Below are 22,079 nucleotides of genomic sequence, written 5' to 3' on the forward strand. Positions count from 1 at the left end.
CCATGCCGCCTACCGGTGGCGGGACCGGCACCCTGGAAGCGCCCCGCGGACCGACGGCCCCGGCGCCGCCCCTCGGCGCACCGACCGAGGAGGAACTGCCGCCGGCCGACGTCGAAATCCCGGAGGACGCCGCCGCGCTGGAGACCATCCCGGTCGAGACGCCGGCACCGGTACAGGGCCGGCTGTCCCGGCTGCGCGCCCGGCTGGTCAAGTCCAACAACGCGCTGGGCAAGGGGCTCCTGGCGCTGCTCGCCAGCGACAAGATCGACGACGACGTCTGGGACGAAATCGAAGAGACCCTCCTGCTGGCCGACCTGGGCACCGAGCCCACGATGGAACTCGTGGACGCGCTCAAGGACCGGGTGAAGGTGGAGGGCAGCCGCAGCCCCGAGCAGGTCAAGGCCATGTTGCGCGAGGAACTGATCAAGCTGGTGGACCCGTCCATGGACCGCTCGCTGGCCGTGATGCGCCATGCCGACCGCCCCGCGGTGATGATGGTGGTAGGCGTCAACGGCGTGGGCAAGACCACCACGGTGGGCAAGCTGGCCCGCGTGCTGGTGGCCGAGGACAAGGACGTGATCCTCGGCGCCGCGGATACGTTCCGTGCGGCCGCGGCCGAGCAGCTGGCCACCTGGGGGTCGCGTGTGGGCGTGCCCACCGTGAAGTCCGACGTCGATGGCGCGGACCCTGCGTCCGTCGCCTTCGAGGCGGTGAAGGCCGGCATCGAGCAGGAAGTCGATGTGGTCATGGTCGATACCGCCGGGCGCCTGCAGAACAAGGTGGGCCTGATGGACGAACTCGGCAAGGTCAAGCGAGTGATCGAGAAGCAGGCCACCGTGGACGAGGTGCTGCTGGTGCTCGACGCGACCACCGGCCAGAACGGCCTGAACCAGGCCAAGGTGTTCGCCGACGTCGTCAACATCACCGGCATCGTGCTGACCAAGCTGGACGGCACCGCCAAGGGCGGCATCGTCGTCGCCATCCAGCGCAGCCTCGGCGTACCGGTGAAACTGGTGGGCCTGGGCGAAGGCGCCGACGACCTGGCGCCGTTCGAGACCGAGGACTTCGTGGACGCGCTGCTGAACTAGCGTCAGCCGGGCCAATCCGCTTGGCGGTTCCCGCGGCAGCCGCGGGAACTGCCGGGAACGCATCACCCGCTGTCCGAAGTCAGCCCCTGGCCGGCTCCTCGAGGGGCTTCACCAGCGTCTCGCGGCCGAAGAGCAGCCAGAGGAGGGCGGCGCCCAGCATGATCGCGCCGGTGGCACCGAAGGCCCACGCATAATTGAGCCGGTCGGCCAGCGCTCCGGCCAGGACCGGGCCGATGATCGCACCGGCGTCGGTGCCCATCTGGAAGACGGCCAGCACCTTCCCGCCGCTGCGGTCGTTGCCGATGATGTCAGCAATGGCAGCCTGCTGCGCCGGCCCGAGCAGCCCGGATCCGAAACCCGCGATGACCGAGGCTGCCACGAACACCGGGACGGACTCGGTGAACCCGATGGCTGCGATCGCCAGCCCGGCAATGGTCAGCCCGGCAATCACCAGGGGACGGCGGCCGGCGGTGTCCGAGAGACGGCCGGAGAAGGTCAGCGCCAGCGCGTTGCCGACGGCGAAGACGGCCAAGGCCAGCCCGGCAGTCTCCGGGCCCGCACCCAGCACGGCCGCGGCAAAGAGCGGAATCAGCGCCATCCGGACCCCGAACGTGGCCCAGCCATTGGCGAAAGCGGACACGACGGCGGCGCGGTACCCCGGGTCCGAGAGCGCCTCGCGCAGATCCATCGTTTCGGGAGCCGGGGCGTCGTTGCCGGTCCGGGCAGCGGGTTTCTTGAGCATGACGGCGACGACGGCTGCCGCCACGAGCAGGGCGATGGCATAGACCACGAACGGCATGCGCAGGCCGAACCCGGCCAGCAGGCCGCCGGCCACCGGGCCGAGGATGCCGCCCATCAGGAACGTGCCGGCGTAGAGGCTGGAAACCCGGCCGCGGCCGTCCGGCGGGGCCAGCCGCAGGATCAGCGCCATGGCCGAGACCGTAAACATGGTGGAGCCGAGGCCGCCCAAGCCGCGGAAAATCAGCAACTGCCAGTAGTCCTGTGCCAGCGCGCAGGCGCCGGTCGAAGCCGCGACGATCAGCAGGCCGGTCAGGTACACCCTCCGTTCACCCCAGCGGCCCACCAGGGCGCCGCCCGCGGGCGCGAAGACCAGCCGGGCGAGGGCAAACACGCTGACGATGATGCTGGCAGCCGCGACGCCGACGTCGAAACTTGCGGCAAACTGCGGCAGGACCGGAGCCACCAGTCCGTAGCCCAGGGCGATGACGAAGGCGGCGGCAACCAGCACCTTGATGTCGCGAGGAATCGGAGTAGGCGCCGGCTTGCCCGGACGCTGGTGGCCGGACAGGCTGAACTGACGCGCCGTGCGGCGGAAAACTGGCATGTCAACCAGCGTAGCCCGACCCGCGCGCCGGCTCGGTGCCGGCCCCGGGCCGCGCGCCGTCGTCGTCCTCTGTGCCGGGCTCGGTGACGCGCTCTGTGCCGCCGTCGTCCTCTGCCGGACTCGGTGCCGGCCCCGGGCCGCGCGCCGCCGTCGTCCTCTGTGCCGGACTCGGTGCGGGACTCTGCCGCCGCCGTCGTCCTCTGTGCCGGACTCGGGCCGCCGACGTCGTCCTCTGTGCCGCCCGAAACAATGCCGAAACACGTCGGTTGCACGGGTTTTACTTGCGCGGGTTTCTTGTAACGCGGCCGCAATGAAGCATCCGGTTGGCCGAAACACGCCGTCGACAGTCTTGGTTCATCGGCGGGAAGTTGCCCGCCAACGAACGAGGGGACGTGAAAATGGATCTGTCAGCGGGCCACGTCTGGGTGATGATTTCGGCGGCCATGGTGCTGCTCATGACGCCGGGACTGGCATTTTTCTACGGCGGAATGACGCGGGCCAAATCGGCCCTGAACATGATGATGATGAGCTTTTCCGCCGTCGCGCTGGTGGCGGTGGTCTGGGTGCTGTGGGGTTACTCGATGAGCGGCGGCGAGGGTGTGGCGCAACTCTTCGGCAATCCGTTCGCCGCGTTCGGCTTGGAGGGGTTGCTCAACACCGGGGACCTGATCAGTGCCGGCTATGGTGCCACGTTCGCCATCATCACGGTGGCGCTGATCTCCGGTGCCATCGCCGATCGCGCCAAGTTCAGTGCCTGGGCGGTCTTCGTACCGGTCTGGGTCACTTTGGTTTACTGCCCGCTGGCCTTCATGGTCTGGGGCGGCGGATTGCTTGGCGCCGAGGGGGTCATCGGTGCCTGGGCGGGCGAGGCGATCGATTTCGCCGGCGGCACGGTGGTGCATATCAACGCCGGTGTCGCCGGCCTGGTCCTGGCCCTGATCCTGGGCAAGCGCAAGGGCTTCGGCAAGGACCCGGCACAGCGCCCGCACAACATTCCGCTGGTGATGATCGGTGCCGCCCTGCTGTGGTTCGGCTGGTTCGGGTTCAACGGGGGAGCGGCGGGCACGGCGGAGGAAGCCGGCCTGATCTGGGTCAACACCATGGTCGCCCCGGCGGCGGCCATCGCGGGCTGGCTGGTGACCGAGCGCCTCCGCGACGGCCGTCCCACCTCCCTCGGGGCGGCTTCGGGCGTTGTCGCGGGGCTGGTGGCGATCACGCCGGCCTGCGCCAATGTTTCCCCCGTGGGGGCGGTGGGCCTGGGCCTGGTGGCCGGAGTGCTGGCCGCGCTGGCGGTCGGGCTGAAGTACAGGCTGGGCTACGACGACTCGCTGGATGTGGTGGGCGTCCACCTGGTCGCCGGGCTGGTCGGAACGCTGGCCCTGGGCTTCATCGCCCTGCCGGTCGAGGGTGCAGGCGGCGGCCTCTTCTACGGCGGCGGTGCCGCCCAACTGGGGGCGCAGTCCGTGGCGGCGGCGGTCTCCATGCTGTTCTGTGGCGTGATGACAGTGATCATCGGCTTGGCGATCCACAAAACCCTTGGCTTCCGGGTGACCGAAGAGGATGAGGTCGCCGGCGTGGACCTCGCCCAGCACGCCGAATCCGCCTACGAATTTGGCGGCCTGGGCACCGGCGGAACCTTCATCCCGCACCCGGCAACCGACCCCAGCGCCCGCAGCACGATCAAGGAAGAGGTCAGCGCATGAAACTCGTCACCGCCATCATCCGGCCGGAAAAGCTGGACGCAGTCCGCAACAGCTTGGAAAGCTACGGAGTCCAAGGGCTGACCGTCAGCCAGGCCAGCGGGTACGGGCGCCAACGCGGTCACACCGAGGTCTACCGCGGCGCCGAATACACCGTGGACCTGCTGCCCAAGGTCCGCGTCGAGGTCCTCGTGGCGGACGACCTGGCCGAAGACATCGTCGACGTCCTCGTGGCCACGGCCAACACCGGCCGCGCGGGCGACGGCAAGGTCTGGCTGGTGGATGTGCAGGAAGCGGTCCGCGTCCGCACCGGCGAACGCGGCGAGGCAGCCATCTGAGACTTCGAACCCACCATGATGAACCCTTCCGGCACCGTCATCTCCTGGCGGTGCCGTAAGGGTTCCGTTGTCCTGCTGATAACGACGGCGGCGCTCGGTTCTGTCCTCCGCTCGCCTCCGTCCTCAGCGGCGCCCCTCGGCACCGGGGGAACGGCGTCGGGACTGCACAGGGCGGCACCGGGGCGGCAGGGGCGGCCTAGTCGGAGTTCGGCTGCGCCACTAGGATGGCGCCACGGCAGGCACCATGTGGGAGGGAACCTATGCAGTCCACACCAGTCCAGAAAGCCGCACGGATCTCAGCCATCGTTCTAGCCGTCCTGGCAGTCCTTGGCTTCATCCCCGGCATAACAGCTGACTATGACCAGCTCGGTATCACAGGAAACGGGCCGGACGCCCAGCTCTTCGGGCTGTTGGCCATCTCGGTTTTACACAACGTGTTGCTGCTGCTTTTCGCGGCCTTGCTCCTGGTCGCGGCAAAGCGGGCCGGTGCTGCCAAAGTCACCTTCATGGCACTGGGGCTGTTTAACCTGTTGGCCGCCCTGTACGGCCTGATCAACGCCCGCTACGAATCGGAGACGTGGGTTCCGGCGGGGGCTAGTGACAACTGGTTCCATTTAGTGCTCGGCGCAGTGCTGTTCTTCCTCGGTCTGCTCAGAGGCCCGGTGGTGATTGGAAGGCCGAGGTCCGGGTAGGAAGCCCGCCAATGTCATGGCGAGGTTCCTAACGGCCCGGCTGGTACAGCCTGCCCTACGACTCGTCCTCCACAAGCCCACGACGGCCGGCGGTCATCCCCATACATCGAACTTTCGTTCTAGTCGAGGCTCGTGCTGCGTAGCGTTGAAGTATGGCAGCCGAACCGTTGGACGAGGCACAGGATCCGGAGGAATTCTCCGGCACCCCTGCCGTGCCCGACGACGGTGCCGCTGCGGTTTCGGTACCGGACCGGCAGGTTTGGGCGGAGGATTGGCAGGAACTGGGGCCGGCGGAACTGGCCGGCCTGCTCGCGGGCACCGACCCGGCTACCTTGGACGACTGGTCGACCCTCGACTACCTCCAGGCGGTGCGCAAACACGAGGCCTGGACCCAGTCCCGCCGGCTGCGGGCCGTGCACCGTATGGCGGTGCTCCGCCCGGCCACCGGCGCCGACGCCGGGGCACCGGACGGGATCTGCCGGCACGCCGCCCACGAGCTCGCGCCCATCCTGGCCGTGCCCCGCCAGCGCGCGGCAGCGGAACTGGCCGACGCCCACCAGATCGCCACCTGCCTGCCCGCCACCCTCGCCGCCCTCGACCACGGCGACCTCGACCTGGACCGCGCCACCGCCATCGCCCGCAAAGGCGCCGGCCTGCCGTCCGAGGTCTTGGCAGGGTACGAAGCCAAGGTTGTTCCCGGCGCCGGGACCATCACCCTGGAATCCGTCCAGGCCCGGGCCCGCACCGCCCGCGACCGGCTGCACCCCGAACCCCTCGAAACCCGGCACAAAGCAGCGATGGAACGCCGCACAGTCCAGTACCAGCCCCAGGACGACGGGATGGCCGAGCTCTACATCCGCACCAGCGCGGACAAAGCCCTGCTCGCCTACAACCTGATACAGGCCTACGCCCGCAAACTGCAGACCGCCGACGAAACCCGCACCCTGGGCCAACTCCGCGCCGATGTGTTCACCGACATGCTTCTCCGCTACCCCGACCGCGCCTACCAACCCGCCACAACCACCGGAACTGCCGCCCGCGAAACGGCCACCAACCAGGCGGCAACCGGCCCGGGATTGGCGACCGACTCCGGAACGGCGGCCGGGTCCGGGACGGGAGCCGCAGCAGCAGCCACCGGAACGGCAAAACAGGGACCCTGCACCTGCGGGGGCGGGAACGTGACCGCGTCTGTCGCCGTGACTGCGCCCCTTGCCACCTTGCTGCGGCTTACCGAAGAACCTGGCGACCTCACCGGCTACGGGCCCGTCCCGCCGGGTATGACCCGCGATCTCGCAGCCCTGGCCAAATCCTGGCTGCCCGTGCTCACCGACGACCACGGCCAAGCCATCGCCGCCGCCAAAGACCTGCGCCACCCGCCCGAATGGCTCAAACGCCTCGTCCGGCTGCGCGACCGCCACTGCCGCGACTACGGCTGCACCGTCCCCGCCGACCACTGCGACATCGACCACACGATCGCCTGGGAAGACGGCGGCAAAACCGTCCTCGAAAACCTCAGCGCCAGATGCAAACCCGACCACAAAACCAAACACCATGCCGGCACCACCGTCACCCAGGACCCCGACGGCGCCCTCCACTTCACCACCCGCTCCGGCCACACCCACACCACCACCCCCGACGACGGCTGGACACTCACGCTCCCCTCGACCCCCAGCAAAGGAAATGCCACGGAAAGCCCGGACGACGGAGCCAACAGTTCCCATAGCGACACCGGCGGCGAGGGAGATGCCACTGGAAGCCCGGACGACCGGGCAAACAGTCCCCGAGACGAGACTGGTGGCCACGGAGCCGCGGACGCGGACGGCCCACGGGACGGTACCCCGCCACCGTTCTAGATATTCACCGTTCTAGATCTCCGTCAGGGGAGCGGCCTGTCGCTCCGGGAAGTTTCCCAGCCGGCGGGCCCGTTGCTGCCCGCTTCGTATTCTTCCAGCGGAACTTCGTCCTTCTCCCAGGCCTTCAGCACGGGCTCGACTATCCGCCAGCAGTCCTCAGCGATATCTCCGCGGACGGACAGGAGCGGGTCGCCGCGCAGCACGCCTTCCAACACTTCGCCGTAGGGCAGCAGGTCGGCCGAGTGCAGGTCGGCGCTCATGACCGCCCGGTCCAGCGTGAAGATGTCGCCGGGGCCGTTCACGTCGATCTCCAGTTGAAGGGTTTCCGGTCCGAGGCCAATCCGCAGCCGCGTCGGGGCGTCGATGCCCTTGAAGCCCGTTGGCAGGTGGTTGACCGGCTTGAAGGTGATGATCACTTCCTTCTGCGGTTTGCCCAAAGCCTTTCCCGAGCGCAGGATGAACGGCACGCCGGACCACCGGGAGTTGTTGATCGAAACTTCAACCTCGGCCAGGGTCTCCGTCTTCTTGGCCGGGTCCACGCCCTGTTCGGCGGCGTAGTCCGGAATGTCGCGGTCGCCGATCCGCCCGGCCGTGTAGCGGGCACGCCGCGTGCTCCTGGCGAAATCCGGGTTGACGCTACTGGCACGGAGGACGCTGCCGATATGGTCGCGCAGGTCCCGTTCCTTGATGGTGGCCGGGGCGTTCAGGGCGGTCAGCGCCATCACCTGCAGCAGGTGGCTCTGGATCATGTCACGCAGCGCGCCGGCGCCGTCGTAGTAGCGTGCGCGGCCCTCCAAAGCCAGCGACTCATCGTAAAAGATTTCGACTTTGGCCACATGTTCATTGCTGAGCAGCGGCTCCAGCAGGCGGTTGGCAAAGCGCAGGCCGAGGATGTTGAAGACCGTCGCCTTGCCCAGGAAGTGGTCCACCCGGTGGATATGGTCCTCCGGCACCAGCTTCAACAGCGTCTTGTTCAGCGATGCGGCCGATCCACGGCTGGAGCCGAACGGCTTTTCCAACACCAACCGGGTTCCCTCCGGCACGTCCTCGGGCCGGAGTATCTCGCAGGCTTTCTGGCTGACCGCGGGCGGCAGGGCAAAGAACACGGCAACCGGACCATCCAGTGCGGCCAGCAATTCCGCCAGTGCGCCTTCCGCCGTCACGTCCACCGAGTGGTACCGGGTGTTCTCCTGGACGTCGATCAGTTGCCGCCGTCCGTCGTCGTTCGCGGCACCTGCGCAGGCTTCGAAGGCGCCTCGGACGCGTTCCTGCCACCTGCCCTCGTCCCAGTCGTCCGAGCCAGCGCCCACCACTTTCAGTCCGCTGGTCCTGCCTTGCGCGATCAATTTGCCCAGCCCGGGCAGCAGCAGCCGGCCGGTCAGGTCGCCGGAAGCTCCCAGAATCAGCAACGTGCGGATCTGCAGCGGTCCGTCGGCAGCGGGGGAGGACACGGCCTCGGTTTGGGTCTGTTCCTGTGTCTGGGTCTGTTCAACGCTCACGTTTCCCACCTTGCCACGGCACTACAGTTAGGGGGAACGGTCCGTCGGCAGCATGAGCGCCCGGCCGCCCTGCGTACTCCTTACCCCGGCCGCCCAAGGGCACTCGGTCCGCACGGGAGTCAACCGGGGTGGCCGGCGCGACTGCTGCCACCGCCAGTTGATACCCTTAAGTGCTGAACTCCGGCGCGGCCCGGGGACTGTGAACCAGATCGACGAAAGTAGACACGGCGCGTGTTCAATTCACTCTCTGACCGGTTGGCCTCAACCTTCAAGAATCTGCGCGGCAAGGGACGGCTGTCCGAGGCCGACGTCGACGCCACCGTACGCGAAATCCGGCGTGCCCTGCTCGACGCCGACGTCGCCGTGCCCGTGGTGCGCGAGTTCACGGCCCACGTGAAGGAACGCGCGCTCAGCGAAGAAGTCGCCGCGGCGCTGAACCCCGCCCAGCAGGTCGTCAAGATCGTCAACGACGAGCTGGTCAACATCCTCGGCGGCGAGACCCGGCGCATCAAACTGGCCAAGACCCCGCCGACGGTGATCATGCTCGCCGGCCTGCAGGGCGCCGGCAAGACCACCTTGGCGGGCAAGCTGTCCAAGTGGCTCAAGGGCCAGGGCCACAGCCCGCTGCTGGTGGCCGCCGACCTGCAGCGCCCCAATGCCGTGACCCAGCTCCAGGTCAACGGCCAGCGCGCCGGCGTGCCGGTCTACGCCCCGCACCCGGGCGTGCAGTCCGAGTTCGACGCCGTCACCGGCGATCCGGTGGCCGTGGCACGCGACGGCGTGGCCGAGGCGCGGCAAAAGCTCTACGACGTCGTCATCGTGGACACCGCCGGCCGGTTGGGCGTCGACGCCGAGATGATGCAGCAGGCGGCTGACATCCGCGCCGCCGTCAACCCGGACGAAGTGCTCTTCGTGATTGACGCGATGATCGGCCAGGACGCAGTCAACACCGCGCAGGCCTTCAACGAAGGCGTCAACTTCACCGGCGTGGTCCTCTCCAAGCTCGACGGCGATGCCCGCGGCGGCGCGGCGCTCTCCGTTGCGTCGGTCACCGGCAAGCCGGTGATGTTCGCTTCCACCGGTGAAAACCTGGACGACTTCGAGATCTTCCACCCGGACCGGATGGCCAACCGCATCCTGGACATGGGCGACATGCTCACCCTGATCGAGCAGGCGGAGAAGTCCTGGGACAAGGGCGAAGCCGAACGGATGGCGCAGAAGTTCGCCGACCAGGAAGACTTCACCCTCGACGACTTCCTCGCCCAGATGCAGCAGATCCGCAAAATGGGCTCGATGAAGAAGATGCTCATGATGATGCCGGGTGCCGCCAACATGCGCCAGCAGCTGGAGAACTTCGATGAACGCGAAATCGACCGCGTGGAGGCGATCGTCCGGTCGATGACCCCGCACGAGCGCGTTGCCCCGAAGATCATCAACGGCTCCCGCCGCGCCCGCATCGCTAAGGGCTCCGGCGTGCACGTCTCCGAGGTCAACGGCCTGCTGGAGCGCTTCGGCCAGGCGCAGAAGATGATGAAGAAGATGGCCCAGGGCGGCGGCATCCCGGGCATGCCCGGCGTGGCCGGGCCGGGCGGCTTCGGCGGCGCACGGAAGAAGCAGCAAACCGCCAAGGGCAAGAAGAAGGCCCGCTCCGGCAACCCGGCCAAGGCGGCACAGGAGCTGCGCGAGGCCGAGGAACGCCGCAAGAACAAGGCATCCGTTCCCGCGGGAAGTGCCTTCGGCGCCCCGCAGGACGGGCAGGACTTCGACCCGTCGGCGCTGAACCTTCCCAAGGGCTTCGAGAAGTTCCTCGGCAAGTAGCCGCGAAGACTGTACCGTTGCACGTAAGTGCCCCGTCGTTTATCCGGCGGGGCACTTTCCATGCGCCGGAAGGTAAGCTGGGTGTCGAATCGTTTCAACGCGGACACGTACCGGCATCACGCGGATCGTTGGCCGGGCGGCTTTCTTCGCCCCGGCGAAAGCGGTCCCACCCGCGGCAGCGCAGCGAAGGAGTTTTGTGGCAGAGCAGGCACGCGGCGCCGACGGCGGCCGGCCCGGAACGCGGCGGGACACCGTCGCTGTGATCGTCCGCAGTGTCGGCGGTTCCGTGGTGCTGGTGGACAATCCCGGCGGCCCCAGGCTGCCGGCTGCGCCGGTCCTGCCCGGCGAGGACCCGCGGGCGGCAGCCGCCCGGGTGCTCGCCGAGTCCTTACTGCTCGTACCACCCGGACGCATCCTCGCGCTGGATTACCAGCCGATGGACGGCGAGGCCGCGGAAGCCATCACCTTTGTGTACGACGGCGGAACGTACGACGGCGGTGAACTCGCCGCCGGTGCCGGGGGACAGGCGGTCTTCCTGCCGGTCGAGCAGGCCGAAGCCGTCCTGGACCCGGCGCAATCCGCCCAGCTGGCCGCGGGGCTCCGGGCCCACGAACTGCTCACCGTGGTTGAACTGCGCCACGGGCAGGTGCTGCGGACCGGGCAGCGGCGCGTCCCGGAACGCGAATTGGTGCCCCACGTCTGGGCGCTGGAGGCCGCGGGCGACTCGAAGGGAACCGTGGGTTCCGGCGTCTAGTATTTCTCCCATGGCAGTCAGAGGCAGCGGAGAGCGGGTGGTCTTTGTCCACGGCACCGACAGCTTCGGAGCCGCGGCCTGGCCGCACCAGCACCGTCTGGCCGGACGCTACGACTGCCTGTTCCTGCGCCGCCACGGGTTTGACCCCCAAACAGAACCCCGCCCGACGGACTTCGACGAGGACGCCCGGATCGTCGGCCGACATCTGGGCCCGGGGGCCCACGTCGTAGCCCACGCGCAGGGCGCCGTCGCGGCGATGATGGCCGCGGTCGAGCACCCAACCAGGGTGCACTCGCTCACGCTGTTCGAACCCGCTTGCCTGTCCCTGACCGCGGACTTGCCGGCCACCCGTGCCTACCGCGAACGGCTGGAGCCGTTGTTCGACGCGCGGCGGGAGCTGACCGACGAGGAATACCAGCGCGCCTTCGTCCGGCTGGTGGTCGGCGCCGAGGCGCTGCCGCTGGCCACCGCGGCCGACCGGGCACAGGCGATGCGGGTCCGCCTGCAGTCTCCGCCCTGGCAGGCGCCGCTGCACATCGTCCCCGGCTTGCCCACCCTGGTGGTCACCGGCGGCTGGGAACCGCTGTACGAGGAAGTGGCCGAATACCTGGCCGGGACAGGCGCCGTCCACCGCCACGCCGGCGGACACCACCGCCCGCAGGACACGGACCGGGGCCATGCCCTGCTGACGGCCTTCCTGGCCGGGGCAGCACTGCCGGACTGATCATTGGTTGCTAGCGTTGAGCTATGAATGAATCAGGCTGGGAACCAGCGTCAGGACAGCTGTGGTGGCCGTGGCCGCTGGACGAGGCCGGCGTCGCGGCCCTGCAGCAGCAACTCACCGACCGCTCGCTGCTCGGCGCCTTTGCCGGCGGCGCCCCGCAGGCAGGCGACAGCGTGGTCTCTGTGCTGCTGGCCGTGAACGGGGAGCAACGCGCCGCCGTCCTGGATCCGGCCGGCCAGGCAGTGCCGGGGCCCGACGTCGCGGCCTTGGTCCGCGGGCTCTCCGCCGACCTGGGGGCGGCCGTGGAGATTGACGGCGTCGAATACGAGGCACCCGCACCCGATGCTGCGCTGGAAGTGGATGCCGTGCCGGAACCGGACGAGGCCGAGGAGCCCGCAGTGCCGGACGCGGCCGAGCTGCGCACCGTGCTGGTGGGCAAGTTCCGGCGCGAGGACCTGATGATGTTCGGCGCCCTCAACGGTGTAGAACTCCATGTCCTGGAGCCCGACGCGGGCAGGCCGGACGGGGCCGCGCCCGGCCAGCGGATCGTGCTGGTCTACGGGGAGGCGGCACCCGGGCTCTACAACTGGCCGGCCTCGGCCAAACCGATTGTGGCGCTGATGGATCTGGACGGCTTCCGCGCGGTCGAGGCATGGCTGCCCGGCACGCGGAGCGACCCGGACACCAGCTTCTGGCATGCCTGGGAGGCACCGGCCAAGCCGTTCCCTTCGGCGTCCCGGGCCGACGCCGAGGCGCTGCGGCTGCTCGGCCGGATTGTGCATCCGGAAGGACCCGACACGCAGCGGCTCAGCGATGTGCTCGGCCTGGCACCGGGCGCCGTTGAGGGGCTGCAGGAGCTGATGGCCTCCCCGGACGAGCCCGGGATCCTGGCCCGCGCGGGCCAACTGCTGCAACTGCCCCCGGTCGCCGCCCGGCTCGCCGAAGGGTCGCTGCAGCCCGACCGGGTGCCCGGGATGGAATCGATCCCGGTCCAGTCGATCGGCAGGGCACTGCTGGAACTGGCCAGCACCCCGGCGGAAGGCAGGGGACCGTTGGCGGCGTGGCAGCGCGCCGTCGTCGCGCGCCCCGGCCTGCTGGCCGGCAGCGCCGCCGCGGCTGCCACCGGCGCCGCCCTGCTGTTCCGCGCCGCCGGACGCCGGCCCGCCGGCTCCCGGTTCTTGCGCGCCGGCGCCCTGGGGCTGGTGCTGCAGGCGGCCGGAGACGTGGCGCTGGGCAGCTACCTGGCGTACCGGCGCCGCCGCTGAACCACGGATACGCCCGCGGGAGCCCCGGACTGGAATAAACGTGAAGCTTCAAGTATTGTTAATTGCATGAACATTCAAGTAAATCCCCAGGACCTGCTCTCCGGCGACCTCAGCATGGGCACCGTGATGCTCAAGGTCGGCGACATGAAGAACATGACCAACTACTACCAGCAGGCGCTGGGGCTGGATCCTGTCTCGGAGGGACTGGGCGGGGTTTTCCTGGGCCGCGGCACCACGCCGCTGCTCCACCTGGCTCCGGCCAACGGGCTGCAGCTGCCGTCCCGTGGCGAGGCCGGGCTGTTCCACACCGCCTTCCTGTTCGAGAACCAGTCGGACCTGGCCGCCACCGTGGCCACCGCGGCGCAGACCGATCCCTCCCGGTTCGCCGGCAGCGCCGACCACCTGGTCAGCGAGGCGTTCTACTTCACCGACCCGGAGGGCAACGGCATCGAGCTCTACTGGGACCGCCCGCGCGACCAGTGGTCCTGGAATGAGACCGCCGACGGCAAGGAGGTCCACATGGACAGCCTGGCCCTCAACCCCCAGACCTACCTGCAGAGCCACCTCACCGAGGAGTCCCTCGCCAGCCAGCGCGGGGCCGGCGCCGGAATCGGCCACGTGCACCTGCAGGTCGGCGACACAAACGTCGCCGAGGAGTTCTACGTGAAGACCCTCGGTTTCGAACGCACCGCCGGCTGGCATGGCCAGGCACTGTTCGTCGCCGCCGGCGGCTACCACCACCACATGGCCATGAACGTCTGGAACAGCCGCGGCGCCGGGCCGCGCAAGGACACCCTGGGCCTGGGCGAGGTGCTGATCCACGTGCCGACTGAGGACGAGGTCGGCGCCCTGACCGAACGCCTCACCAGCGCCGGCATCGCCAACCACCACACCGGGGCCGAGCTGCGCTTCGAGGATCCGTGGCGCAACCAGTTGCGCGTCGCCGTCGGCTGAGGCGGAATCCCGCCCGGTGCGGCTAGGCTGAAGAGGAACCACTCGGTCTAGCCGCGGAAGGACCTGCAGATGTCCGGAACCACCGAAATCTTCGTCGCCACCCACGATGTCGCCGTCCGGCGCGCCGCCGAGCTCGAGGCCAGCGTCGACTCCCGTGGGGAAACCGACGGGCCAATGGCCCAGGTCGAGGATGCGCCCAGCCTTCGCCTCAATGGGGTCACCGACCTGGAGGTCGAAATCCTCGGCGGCCTGGCTGCCAAGGCCGTCGGCGCCGCCGGCGGCGAGGCCCTGGACATGGCCGACGTCTCCAGCGACTACCTGATGGTCGCCCCGGATGCCATGGTCCAGTCGCTGGCGGAACTGCTGACCTACACCGACGACGACGGTGCCTCCTTGATCCCGGAGGTCGCCTCGCGGTGGGCCGCCGAAGAGGACATGCCGTTCAGCGGCGCCATCGCCGAAGACAACGTGCGCCGGATTGCGCAGCTGGCGTCGCAGGCGGAGCAGGCCGAACGCCAGCAGCTCTACGTCTGGTCCACGACCGCCGAAGCCTGACGTTCCCGGGCCCAACGGCCTCGGGTGCCCGCCGCCGAACCGGCGGCAACGCGCCGCCGTCGCCAAGTCGCGCGGATTGGTTCCTATCTGGCACAATAGACAGGTACTCGATCTGCGCGGCCCCTCTCTCCGCGTGTGTATCTTGTCCTTTGAACCCCAACCATGGCCCGCCCCACGGGAGCAGACATACGGGTTCGCCCATTTTCAGAACCAGGAGTGACCACAACAGTGGCCGTAAAGATTCGCCTTAAGCGCTTCGGTAAGAAGTTCTCTGCCCACTACCGCGTCGTTGTCATGGATGCCCGCGCCAAGCGCGACGGCCGTGCCATCGAAGAGATCGGGCAGTACCACCCGACCGAAGAGCCCTCGTTCATCGAGATCAACTCCGAGCGTGCCCAGTACTGGCTCGGCGTCGGCGCCCAGCCGACCGAGCAGGCCGAAGTTCTGCTCAAGATCACGGGCGACTGGCAGAAGTTCAAGGGCATTGAGGGCCAGGAAGGCACCCTCAAGACCAAGGCTGCCAAGGAAGCCTTCGTGGCTCCCGAAAAGGATTCCGTGATCGTCCCCGAGGCCATCACCCCGAAGGCCAAGAAGGAAGAAGCTGCCGAGGCTCCGGCCGAGGAAGCAGCCGCAGACGAAGCCGAAAAGGCTGAGTAATGCTGGCCGAAGCGCTCGATCATCTGGTCCGCGGGATCGTTGACAGTCCTGACGACGTCAAAGTAACGCAGAAGAGCAACCGCCGCGGTGACATCATCGAGGTGCGTGTTCATCCGGAGGATCTGGGCCGCGTCATCGGCCGCCAGGGCCGCACCGCCCGCGCACTGCGCACGGTAGTGAACGCCTTGGCCGATGACCAGGTCCGCGTGGATGTGGTCGACACCGACCGCCGCCGCTGATCCGGATCGGCGCCTGCCCGGCACCGAGCCGGGCACCCATTCCATAACCTCCGGCCCCTGTACCAGATAATGGTCCAGGGGCCGGACGTTTTTCTTCCAAAGGAGTCTGCATGCAGGTACAAGTTGCCCGGATCGGCAAGCCGCACGGCATTCGGGGCGAGGTTACGGTCCAGGTGCTGACCGACGCTCCGGCCGATCGCTTCGTTCCCGACGTCGAGCTGACCGTGGAGCCGGCCGGCCTGGGGCCGCTGACGGTGCGCAGTGCCCGCTGGAACAAAGACATCCTGCTGCTGGGTTTCCATGAAGTCGCCGACCGCAACGGCGCCGAAGAACTCCGTGGCGCCAGGCTCTTCGTGGACACCGAGGACGTCGAGGACGACGACGACGCCTGGTACGAACACGAGCTCGTCGGCCTCGACGTGCGCGTCGGGGAAGACGTGGTCGGCAAGGTCTCCGGCCTGAACACCATGCCCGCCCAGGACCTGCTGATCGTGGAGGACCTGAACGGCGGGGAAGTCCTGGTGCCGTTCGTCGAGGAGATCGTGCCGGAGGTGGACGTGGAAGCGGGCTTCGTCCGGCTCACCCCGCCGGCCGGGCTGTTCGAGCTGAACTCACCTGACGCGCAGGAGACCCCCGACGACGGCGAGGGGGAGCGCTAGGTGCGCATCGACGTCGTCAGCATCTTTCCGGAGTACCTGGCCGCGCTCGATCTGTCGCTGATCGGAAAGGCGCGCCAGGACGGGCTGCTGCAGCTGCAGGTCCACGACCTGCGCGACTTCACCACCGACCGCCACCGCACCGTCGATGACACCCCGTACGGCGGCGGCGCCGGCATGGTCATGAAGCCCGAACCCTGGGCGCAGGCGCTCGAGTCGGTGGTCATTGCCGCGGGCTCCGGCCCAGACCTGCCGACCCGCCCGGATCCCGCCGCGGACAGGGTCCCCGAACCGGCCGCCGCGCGACCCGTCCTGATCGTCCCGTCCCCGGCCGGCGAGGTCTTCAACCAGGCCCTCGCCTACGAGCTCGCCGCGGAGGACCACCTGGTCTTCGCCTGCGGCCGCTACGAAGGCATCGACGAGCGCGTCCTCGACTGGGCGGACGGGCATTTCCGGGTCCGCCCGGTCAGCCTCGGCGATTACGTGCTCAACGGGGGAGAGGTCGCCGTGCTGGCGATGGTCGAGGCCGTGGGCCGGCTCATTCCCGGCGTCGTCGGAAACCCCGACTCGCTGGTGGAGGAGTCCCATTCCGACGGGCTGCTGGAGTATCCGGTCTACACCAAACCCTCCGAGTGGCGCGGCCGCGGCATCCCGGACGTGCTGCTCAGCGGCAACCACGCCAAGATCGCCCGGCACCGCCGCGACGAACAGCTGCGCCGCACCGCCGAGCGCCGCCCGGACCTGATCCTGGCACTGGATCCGGAGACCCTGGACAAGCAGGACCGCGCCACCCTGGCAGAACTCGGCTACACCGTCACGCCCGATCAGGTCGTTCCGGTTCCGGCGCACCCGGAGCTTCAGCCGCGCCGGAATTAGAGCTTGGGCCGTGCCGTGTGGCAAAATAAAGGATTGTGTCCGCTGGGCACGTTCCTGCCACAGGGGGAGCGTTGCCAACAGCCGGACTCTCCGGCCGCCGATTCCCGGATGGCCGGTTCTTGAATTTCGGCAGCGACTGTTGCAGGCATCTGCCTGACCGTCGCGCCGTGACCAAAGTGAATGACCTGTGGCGTTCACCAGGAGTGAGCAATGCATATCCTCGACTCTGTTGACGCAGCATCCCTGCGCAGCGACGTTCCCGAGTTCCGCGCCGGCGACACCGTCAAGGTGCACGTGAACATCATCGAAGGCAAGACCGCCCGTATCCAGGTTTTCCAGGGTTTCGTCATGGGCCGCCAGGGCCATGGTGTCCGTGAGACCTTCACGGTCCGTAAGGTTTCCTTCGGCGTGGGCGTGGAGCGTACCTTCCCGGTACACTCCCCGATCATCGACCACATCGAGGTCGTGACCAAGGGCGACGTGCGCCGCGCCAAGCTGTACTACATGCGCAAGCGCCACGGCAAGGCAGCCCGCATCAAGGAGAAGCGCGACTTCGGCACCGCCAAGTAAAGTTGCCCACCGGCAACTTCTTGACCTAGGCAGTGCAGCACCTCTCTGGTTCCCCCGAAGCTTCGGGGGAACAACCAAGACGCCGGCCCGGACTTCCGGGCTGGCGTTTTGTGTTGGCCGTCGTGGCCTGCGCCGTGGTGCTCAGCGCCGTCGTGCGCGCCACGCTGCTGGACGTGTACTACATCCCCTCCGGGTCGATGGAGCCGCTGCTGGAGACCGGCGACCGTGTGCTGGTTTCCCGCACCGACTACCACTTCGGCGCGATCCGGCGGGGTGACCTGGTGGTCTTCGACGGGCGGGGCTCGTTCGCGCCCTTCAACAGCGGCAATTCCCCGTTCGTGGATGCCCTCCAGCAGGCCGGCCAGTGGCTCGGAATTGCCGGCAGCGACACCATCTACGTGAAACGCGTGATCGGCCTGCCGGGCGACTCCGTCGAATGCTGCGGCCCGGACGGGCGCCTGCTGGTCAACGGCGAACCGGTCCAGGAGGATTACCTCTTTCCCGGCGACGCGCCCAGCGAGATGGAGTTCTCCGTCCAGGTGCCCAAGGATAGATTGTGGTTAATGGGGGACCACCGGTCGGCCTCGGCCGATTCGCGGGCCCTCCTCGGCGCGCCCGGCGGCGGCATGGTCCCTGTGGAGCGCGTCATTGGCCGCCCGCTGAGCATCATCTGGCCGCTCGACCGGATGGCCGGGCTGGACCGGATACAGTTGGATGCCCAGCCAGCGGAGAATCGAGGATAGTGAGTATGGACCAGGACCCGAAGGACACTGGCGGGTACCAGCCGGATGCCTCCGGGCCGCGGAAGCGCGAACGCAAAAGCGAACGCAAGAGCGCCGGGCGGAACTCCCTGGTGTCGTGGCTCAAGGAGATCGCCACGATCGTCGCGGTCGCCGTCGTCCTCTCTTTCCTGATCAAGACGTTCCTCTTCCGCGCCTTCTTCATTCCGTCGACCTCCATGGAGGAAACGCTGGAGGTGGACGACCGGATCTTCGTGAACCTGCTGGTCCCGCAGCCGTTCGAGCTCAGCCGCGGCGACGTGGTGGTTTTCCAGGACAAGCTCAGTTGGCTGCCTCCGAACGGCATGGACGACGCCGGCAACTGGTTTCAGCAGATCCTCACCTTCGTCGGGCTGATGCCTGATGCATCCCAGCAGCACCTGGTGAAGCGCGTCATTGGCCTCGGCGGCGACCAGGTGGTCTGTTGCGACGCCGATGGCCGCATCTCGGTCAACGGGGAGCCGCTGGACGAGGATCCCTACCTCGCGCCGGGCTCGGACAACACCCGGATTCCCTTCGATGTGACTGTGCCCGAGGGTAAAATCTGGGTCATGGGCGATAACCGGAACCATTCCGCGGACTCGCGCGAGCATCAGGACGAGGCGTCGCAGGGCTTCGTGGACCTCGAGTCCGTCGAAGGCAAGGCCAGCGTCATCGCCTGGCCGTTGGACCGGCTGGGCTTCCTGGGCAATTATCCGGAAGTGTTCGACGGCGTCCCGGAACCGTCCGAGGCTTCCGGCACGGGGCAGCCGGCCTTGGCCCGGCAGGACGAGTCACAGTGACCGGCAGGGCCCCCACGCTGCGCTTTGAGCGTTCCTTCGTCGAGGCCGGGCATCGGCTGGTCGCAGGTGCGGACGAAGTGGGCCGCGGAGCCCTGGCCGGACCGGTCAGCGTAGGGATGGTGGCCATCGACGCGACCTCGGCCAAACAGATCCGCGGCGTCCGCGACAGCAAACTGCTCAGCCCGGCGGACCGGGTGGCCCTGGTGCCCAAGATCCACAAGTGGGCGACAGCCTACGGGGTGGGACACGCCAGCGCGGCGGAAATCGATGCGCTGGGCCTGATGGCGGCCCTGCGGCTGGCCGGTGCGCGCGCCTGGGGCCAGGTGCTGGCCACCGCGCGCCCGGACATCGTGATCCTGGACGGCAACCACGACTGGCTGTCGGCCGGGGAACCGTCGCTCTTCGACGACGTCGCGCAGCCCGGCTGCGACGCGCCGGTCCGGACCAGGATCAAGGCGGACCTGCAGTGCCTCAGCGTGGCGGCCGCCAGCGTGCTGGCCAAGGTGGAGCGCGACGCCATGATGACCGGCTACGCCTCCGACTACCCGGACTACGCCTGGGACATCAACAAGGGCTACGCCACTCCCGCGCACCGAGCCGCCCTGCAGGGCATCGGCCCCTCGGAGCTGCACCGCAGAAGCTGGCGGCTCACCCCCGAGCAACCGCTGATGCCCGCCGTCGAACTTGCGGAGTAAACGCCGCCGCGCAATCTGGGGCAGGATGGATACATGAGCGCCGAAGACCTTGAGAACTACGAGACCGACATGGAGCTGCAGCTCTACCGGGAGTACCGCGATGTCGCCGGCCTGTTCAGCTACGTCGTGGAAACCGAGCGCCGCTTCTACCTGGCCAACCACGTGGACCTGCAGGCGCGCTCTGCCGACGGCGAGATCTACTTCGACCTGACCCTGCAGGACGCGTGGGTCTGGGACGTCTACCGTTCCGCCCGGTTCGTAAAATCCGTCCGCGTGATCACGTTCAAGGACGTCAACGTCGAGGAACTTGCCAAGAACGACGACCTCACCCTGCCCAAGGACGGGCTCGGCAGCTGACCGGCTACCGGCCGCCGACCGGCTACGGCAGCTGACCGGCTACTGGCCGCCGACCCCGTCCAGGGTGATGTAGGTTTTCCGGACGGTGTCGTGGACCTCCCACGTGCCCTTCCAACCGGCGGGCATGACAACGGTGTCGCCGGCGCCCACTTCCACCGGTTTCTGCCCCTCGGCGGTGATCGTTACCCGCCCGGCCAGGATCTGGCAGACCTCGTGGTAGCCGTCCCGCACCGCGGTGAACAAACCGGGGGAGCACTCCCAGATGCCCACGTTCAGGCTGTCCGCGCTCCAGACCTCCAGGGATGCCTCGTGCTGGTCTTCGGTGACCGCCGTGGGCTTGGGCGCGGGCGCTCCGAGCACGGCGTGGGGTGCCGAGGGGAGGTGGATGGTGTCAATGGACATGGTTGATCCTTTCTCAGGGGTGATCCGCGCTGGTCGAGCAGGGCCGTGCTTGCGCTGCTCGACCAGCGCGAAGTACTTCAGGCGCGGCCGGAGATAAGGTCTGCGGCCTTGGCGATGGGGGATGTGGACGTGCGGCCGGAGTTTTCCGACTTGTCTGCGGCGTAGTACGCCGCGTACAGGGCTTGGACGGCAATCCAGCGCAGCGGTTCCACTTCCCATTTGCGCACCCGGCGGTTCACCCACGGCATGGTGGTCAGTTCGCTCTCCGAGCCCAGGACCAGGTCCCGCAGCGTCCGGCCGGCCAGGTTCGTCGCGGTCACGCCGGTGCCGACGTACCCGCCGGCCCAGCCGATGCCGGTTTCCCGTTCCAGTCCGACGGTGGCCTTCCAGTCGCGCGGGACGCCCAGCACGCCGGCCCAGGCATGGTCGATGCGTGCACCGCGGGCCGCCGGGAACATGTCATGCAGGATCGCGGTCAGGTTCTGGATGGTTTCGGGCTGGGTGGCCCCGTCCGTGTCGGTCTTGGAGCCAAACCGGTAGGGGACACCGCGTCCGCCGAGCGCAATCCTGTTATCGGCCGTGCGCTGGGCGTACATGTAGGCATGCGCCATGTCGCCCACGGTGTCGAAGTCATTCCACCCGATCGCCGCCCAGACGTCGTCGCCCAGGGGTTCGGTGGCGATCATCGACGAATTCATCGGCAGCCATTCGCGGTGCGACCCCTTCAGGTTCGCGGTGAAGCCCTCCGTCGCCCGCAGGACGTACTCGGCCTGGACGTCACCGTTTTCCGTCCGCGCCAGACGGGGGCTGATCTCGGTGACGGTGGTGTCCTCGTAGATCCGCACCCCGAGTGCTTCCACCCTCTCCGCCAGGCCGCGTACCAGCTTGGACGGATGGATCCGGGCGCAGTGCGGCTGGTGGATGGCGCCGAGCGTGCCGGCGATCCGGACCCGCTCGTTGCTTTCCGCCGCGCTCAGCCGGCGGACTCCGGACTCGGGCCACTCGGCTTCGGCTGCGGCCAGAGCCTTGAGCCGTGCCAATTGGGCCGGGTTGCGGGCCACATTCAACTCCCCACCCTTGCGGACACCGGCGTCGATGCCCTCCGCGCCGGCGACGGCGATGACCTCATCCACGGTCTCGTTCAGCAGCGTCTGGAACCGGCCCACCAGCGCACGGCCGTGCGCCTTGACGTACTGGCCGCGGCCGCCGGTGATGCTGTTGGTTAACCAGCCGCCGTTGCGGCCCGAGGCACCGAAGCCGGCGAAGCGGCTCTCGAGCACGACGACGTCGAGTTCCGGCCGGGCCTTCTTGAGGTAGTACGCCGTCCACAGCCCGGTGTAGCCGGCGCCGACGATGGCGACATCCGCCGTCGTGTCCCGGGCCAAGGCCGGCCGGGGTGCGGGCAGCCCGCCCTCGGCGAACCAGAAGGAGACGTTGCCGTTGACCGTCGAGGCCGTCTCGTTGATCAGTTTTTTGCTCAT

Annotated in this window: 24 protein-coding genes; 20 read left to right on the forward strand and 4 right to left on the reverse strand. The window is 68.4% G+C overall.

All coding sequences use genetic code 11. The features are described from left to right. The first annotated feature begins 2 nt into the window (after positions 1-2). A complete protein-coding gene (gene ftsY / locus AC5RUK_RS01540; RefSeq protein WP_494151525.1) occupies positions 3-1,088 on the forward strand; it encodes a signal recognition particle-docking protein FtsY in 1,086 nt (361 codons plus the stop codon). Between the two features lie 79 nt (positions 1,089-1,167). On the opposite strand, the gene AC5RUK_RS01545 is transcribed toward ftsY, so the two are convergent. Beyond that, positions 1,168-2,433, reverse strand: coding sequence for an MFS transporter (locus AC5RUK_RS01545; RefSeq protein ID WP_493986942.1), 1,266 nt, complete (start codon positions 2,431-2,433; stop codon positions 1,168-1,170). Positions 2,434-2,831: 398 nt separating this feature from the next. On the opposite strand from AC5RUK_RS01545, the gene AC5RUK_RS01550 reads away from it, so the two are divergent. From AC5RUK_RS01550 to AC5RUK_RS01565, 4 genes are all read left to right on the forward strand, one after another. Further along, a complete protein-coding gene (locus tag AC5RUK_RS01550) occupies positions 2,832-4,136 on the forward strand; it encodes an ammonium transporter (protein WP_494151200.1) in 1,305 nt (434 codons plus the stop codon). After that, positions 4,133-4,471 (forward strand): P-II family nitrogen regulator, encoded by a 339-nt coding sequence (locus tag AC5RUK_RS01555; protein WP_493986944.1) that lies wholly within the window; start codon positions 4,133-4,135, stop codon positions 4,469-4,471. The genes AC5RUK_RS01550 and AC5RUK_RS01555 overlap by 4 nt, the downstream gene beginning before the upstream one ends. A 260-nt stretch (positions 4,472-4,731) precedes the next feature. Beyond that, positions 4,732-5,163 carry a DUF4383 domain-containing protein gene (locus AC5RUK_RS01560; RefSeq protein ID WP_494151201.1) on the forward strand — a complete coding sequence of 144 codons (432 nt, stop codon included), beginning with the start codon at positions 4,732-4,734 and terminating at the stop codon, positions 5,161-5,163. A 152-nt stretch (positions 5,164-5,315) separates the two neighbouring features. After that, entirely contained in the window at positions 5,316-7,016 is a 1,701-nt protein-coding gene (locus AC5RUK_RS01565; RefSeq protein WP_494151202.1) for an HNH endonuclease signature motif containing protein, read from the forward strand. Positions 7,017-7,039: 23 nt separating this feature from the next. Here AC5RUK_RS01565 and AC5RUK_RS01570 read toward each other — a convergent pair whose 3' ends face one another. Next, a complete protein-coding gene (locus AC5RUK_RS01570) occupies positions 7,040-8,434 on the reverse strand; it encodes a glucose-6-phosphate dehydrogenase (RefSeq protein ID WP_494151526.1) in 1,395 nt (464 codons plus the stop codon). A gap of 312 nt (positions 8,435-8,746) precedes the next feature. On the opposite strand from AC5RUK_RS01570, the gene ffh reads away from it, so the two are divergent. The 15 genes from ffh to AC5RUK_RS01645 all read left to right on the forward strand — a co-directional run bounded on the left by ffh (position 8,747) and on the right by AC5RUK_RS01645 (position 20,196). Then, complete coding sequence (ffh, locus tag AC5RUK_RS01575; RefSeq protein ID WP_494108486.1) at positions 8,747-10,333, forward strand: signal recognition particle protein; 1,587 nt, start codon at positions 8,747-8,749, stop codon at positions 10,331-10,333. Between the two features lie 196 nt (positions 10,334-10,529). After that, complete coding sequence (locus tag AC5RUK_RS01580) at positions 10,530-11,087, forward strand: NUDIX hydrolase (protein ID WP_494151203.1); 558 nt, start codon at positions 10,530-10,532, stop codon at positions 11,085-11,087. A gap of 10 nt (positions 11,088-11,097) precedes the next feature. Further along, a complete protein-coding gene (locus AC5RUK_RS01585) occupies positions 11,098-11,811 on the forward strand; it encodes an alpha/beta fold hydrolase (protein ID WP_493986949.1) in 714 nt (237 codons plus the stop codon). Positions 11,812-11,834: 23 nt separating this feature from the next. Beyond that, positions 11,835-13,076: a hypothetical protein gene (locus tag AC5RUK_RS01590; protein WP_494151204.1), complete on the forward strand. Its 1,242-nt coding sequence runs from the start codon at positions 11,835-11,837 to the stop codon at positions 13,074-13,076. Between the two features lie 66 nt (positions 13,077-13,142). Then, positions 13,143-14,030 (forward strand): VOC family protein, encoded by an 888-nt coding sequence (locus AC5RUK_RS01595; protein ID WP_493986951.1) that lies wholly within the window; start codon positions 13,143-13,145, stop codon positions 14,028-14,030. A 69-nt stretch (positions 14,031-14,099) separates the two neighbouring features. Further along, positions 14,100-14,585, forward strand: coding sequence for a hypothetical protein (locus AC5RUK_RS01600; protein WP_494108482.1), 486 nt, complete (start codon positions 14,100-14,102; stop codon positions 14,583-14,585). A 228-nt stretch (positions 14,586-14,813) separates the two neighbouring features. Further along, positions 14,814-15,242, forward strand: coding sequence for a 30S ribosomal protein S16 (gene rpsP, locus AC5RUK_RS01605; protein ID WP_493977360.1), 429 nt, complete (start codon positions 14,814-14,816; stop codon positions 15,240-15,242). Further along, positions 15,242-15,481: an RNA-binding protein gene (locus AC5RUK_RS01610; RefSeq protein WP_493977361.1), complete on the forward strand. Its 240-nt coding sequence runs from the start codon at positions 15,242-15,244 to the stop codon at positions 15,479-15,481. The genes rpsP and AC5RUK_RS01610 overlap by 1 nt, the downstream gene beginning before the upstream one ends. 110 nt (positions 15,482-15,591) lie before the next feature. Then, positions 15,592-16,140 (forward strand): ribosome maturation factor RimM, encoded by a 549-nt coding sequence (rimM, locus tag AC5RUK_RS01615; protein WP_494108481.1) that lies wholly within the window; start codon positions 15,592-15,594, stop codon positions 16,138-16,140. After that, a complete protein-coding gene (gene trmD / locus AC5RUK_RS01620; RefSeq protein WP_493986954.1) occupies positions 16,141-17,013 on the forward strand; it encodes a tRNA (guanosine(37)-N1)-methyltransferase TrmD in 873 nt (290 codons plus the stop codon). A 210-nt stretch (positions 17,014-17,223) separates the two neighbouring features. Continuing rightward, on the forward strand, positions 17,224-17,583 hold the full coding sequence (rplS, locus tag AC5RUK_RS01625) for a 50S ribosomal protein L19 (RefSeq protein ID WP_493941266.1): 360 nt from the start codon (positions 17,224-17,226) through the stop codon (positions 17,581-17,583). A 32-nt stretch (positions 17,584-17,615) separates the two neighbouring features. Further along, entirely contained in the window at positions 17,616-18,326 is a 711-nt protein-coding gene (gene lepB / locus AC5RUK_RS01630) for a signal peptidase I (protein WP_494151205.1), read from the forward strand. Between the two features lie 5 nt (positions 18,327-18,331). Continuing rightward, complete coding sequence (lepB, locus tag AC5RUK_RS01635) at positions 18,332-19,144, forward strand: signal peptidase I (RefSeq protein ID WP_494151206.1); 813 nt, start codon at positions 18,332-18,334, stop codon at positions 19,142-19,144. Then, entirely contained in the window at positions 19,141-19,839 is a 699-nt protein-coding gene (gene rnhB / locus AC5RUK_RS01640; RefSeq protein WP_494151207.1) for a ribonuclease HII, read from the forward strand. Before lepB (AC5RUK_RS01635) ends, rnhB begins: the two co-directional genes overlap by 4 nt. Before the next feature lie 33 nt (positions 19,840-19,872). Beyond that, positions 19,873-20,196: a DUF2469 domain-containing protein gene (locus AC5RUK_RS01645; protein WP_494108476.1), complete on the forward strand. Its 324-nt coding sequence runs from the start codon at positions 19,873-19,875 to the stop codon at positions 20,194-20,196. 39 nt (positions 20,197-20,235) lie between these two features. On the opposite strand, the gene AC5RUK_RS01650 is transcribed toward AC5RUK_RS01645, so the two are convergent. Together AC5RUK_RS01650 and AC5RUK_RS01655 are read right to left on the reverse strand one after the other, a co-directional pair. After that, entirely contained in the window at positions 20,236-20,598 is a 363-nt protein-coding gene (locus tag AC5RUK_RS01650) for a cupin domain-containing protein (RefSeq protein ID WP_494151208.1), read from the reverse strand. Positions 20,599-20,675: 77 nt separating this feature from the next. Beyond that, complete coding sequence (locus AC5RUK_RS01655) at positions 20,676-22,079, reverse strand: NAD(P)/FAD-dependent oxidoreductase (protein WP_494151209.1); 1,404 nt, start codon at positions 22,077-22,079, stop codon at positions 20,676-20,678.

The sequence above is a fragment of the Arthrobacter sp. Y3223065 genome, assembly GCF_059090885.1.

Coding starts and splice junctions, on each gene's coding strand:
- ftsY (WP_494151525.1), top strand. CDS start 3: ATGCCGCCTACCGGTGGCGGGACCGGCACCCTGGAAGCGCCCCGCGGA.
- AC5RUK_RS01545 (WP_493986942.1), bottom strand. CDS start 2,433: ATGCCAGTTTTCCGCCGCACGGCGCGTCAGTTCAGCCTGTCCGGCCAC.
- AC5RUK_RS01550 (WP_494151200.1), top strand. CDS start 2,832: ATGGATCTGTCAGCGGGCCACGTCTGGGTGATGATTTCGGCGGCCATG.
- AC5RUK_RS01555 (WP_493986944.1), top strand. CDS start 4,133: ATGAAACTCGTCACCGCCATCATCCGGCCGGAAAAGCTGGACGCAGTC.
- AC5RUK_RS01560 (WP_494151201.1), top strand. CDS start 4,732: ATGCAGTCCACACCAGTCCAGAAAGCCGCACGGATCTCAGCCATCGTT.
- AC5RUK_RS01565 (WP_494151202.1), top strand. CDS start 5,316: ATGGCAGCCGAACCGTTGGACGAGGCACAGGATCCGGAGGAATTCTCC.
- AC5RUK_RS01585 (WP_493986949.1), top strand. CDS start 11,098: ATGGCAGTCAGAGGCAGCGGAGAGCGGGTGGTCTTTGTCCACGGCACC.
- AC5RUK_RS01590 (WP_494151204.1), top strand. CDS start 11,835: ATGAATGAATCAGGCTGGGAACCAGCGTCAGGACAGCTGTGGTGGCCG.
- AC5RUK_RS01595 (WP_493986951.1), top strand. CDS start 13,143: ATGAACATTCAAGTAAATCCCCAGGACCTGCTCTCCGGCGACCTCAGC.
- AC5RUK_RS01600 (WP_494108482.1), top strand. CDS start 14,100: ATGTCCGGAACCACCGAAATCTTCGTCGCCACCCACGATGTCGCCGTC.
- AC5RUK_RS01610 (WP_493977361.1), top strand. CDS start 15,242: ATGCTGGCCGAAGCGCTCGATCATCTGGTCCGCGGGATCGTTGACAGT.
- rimM (WP_494108481.1), top strand. CDS start 15,592: ATGCAGGTACAAGTTGCCCGGATCGGCAAGCCGCACGGCATTCGGGGC.
- rplS (WP_493941266.1), top strand. CDS start 17,224: ATGCATATCCTCGACTCTGTTGACGCAGCATCCCTGCGCAGCGACGTT.
- lepB (WP_494151206.1), top strand. CDS start 18,332: ATGGACCAGGACCCGAAGGACACTGGCGGGTACCAGCCGGATGCCTCC.
- AC5RUK_RS01645 (WP_494108476.1), top strand. CDS start 19,873: ATGAGCGCCGAAGACCTTGAGAACTACGAGACCGACATGGAGCTGCAG.
- AC5RUK_RS01650 (WP_494151208.1), bottom strand. CDS start 20,598: ATGTCCATTGACACCATCCACCTCCCCTCGGCACCCCACGCCGTGCTC.
- AC5RUK_RS01655 (WP_494151209.1), bottom strand. CDS start 22,079: ATGAGCAAAAAACTGATCAACGAGACGGCCTCGACGGTCAACGGCAAC.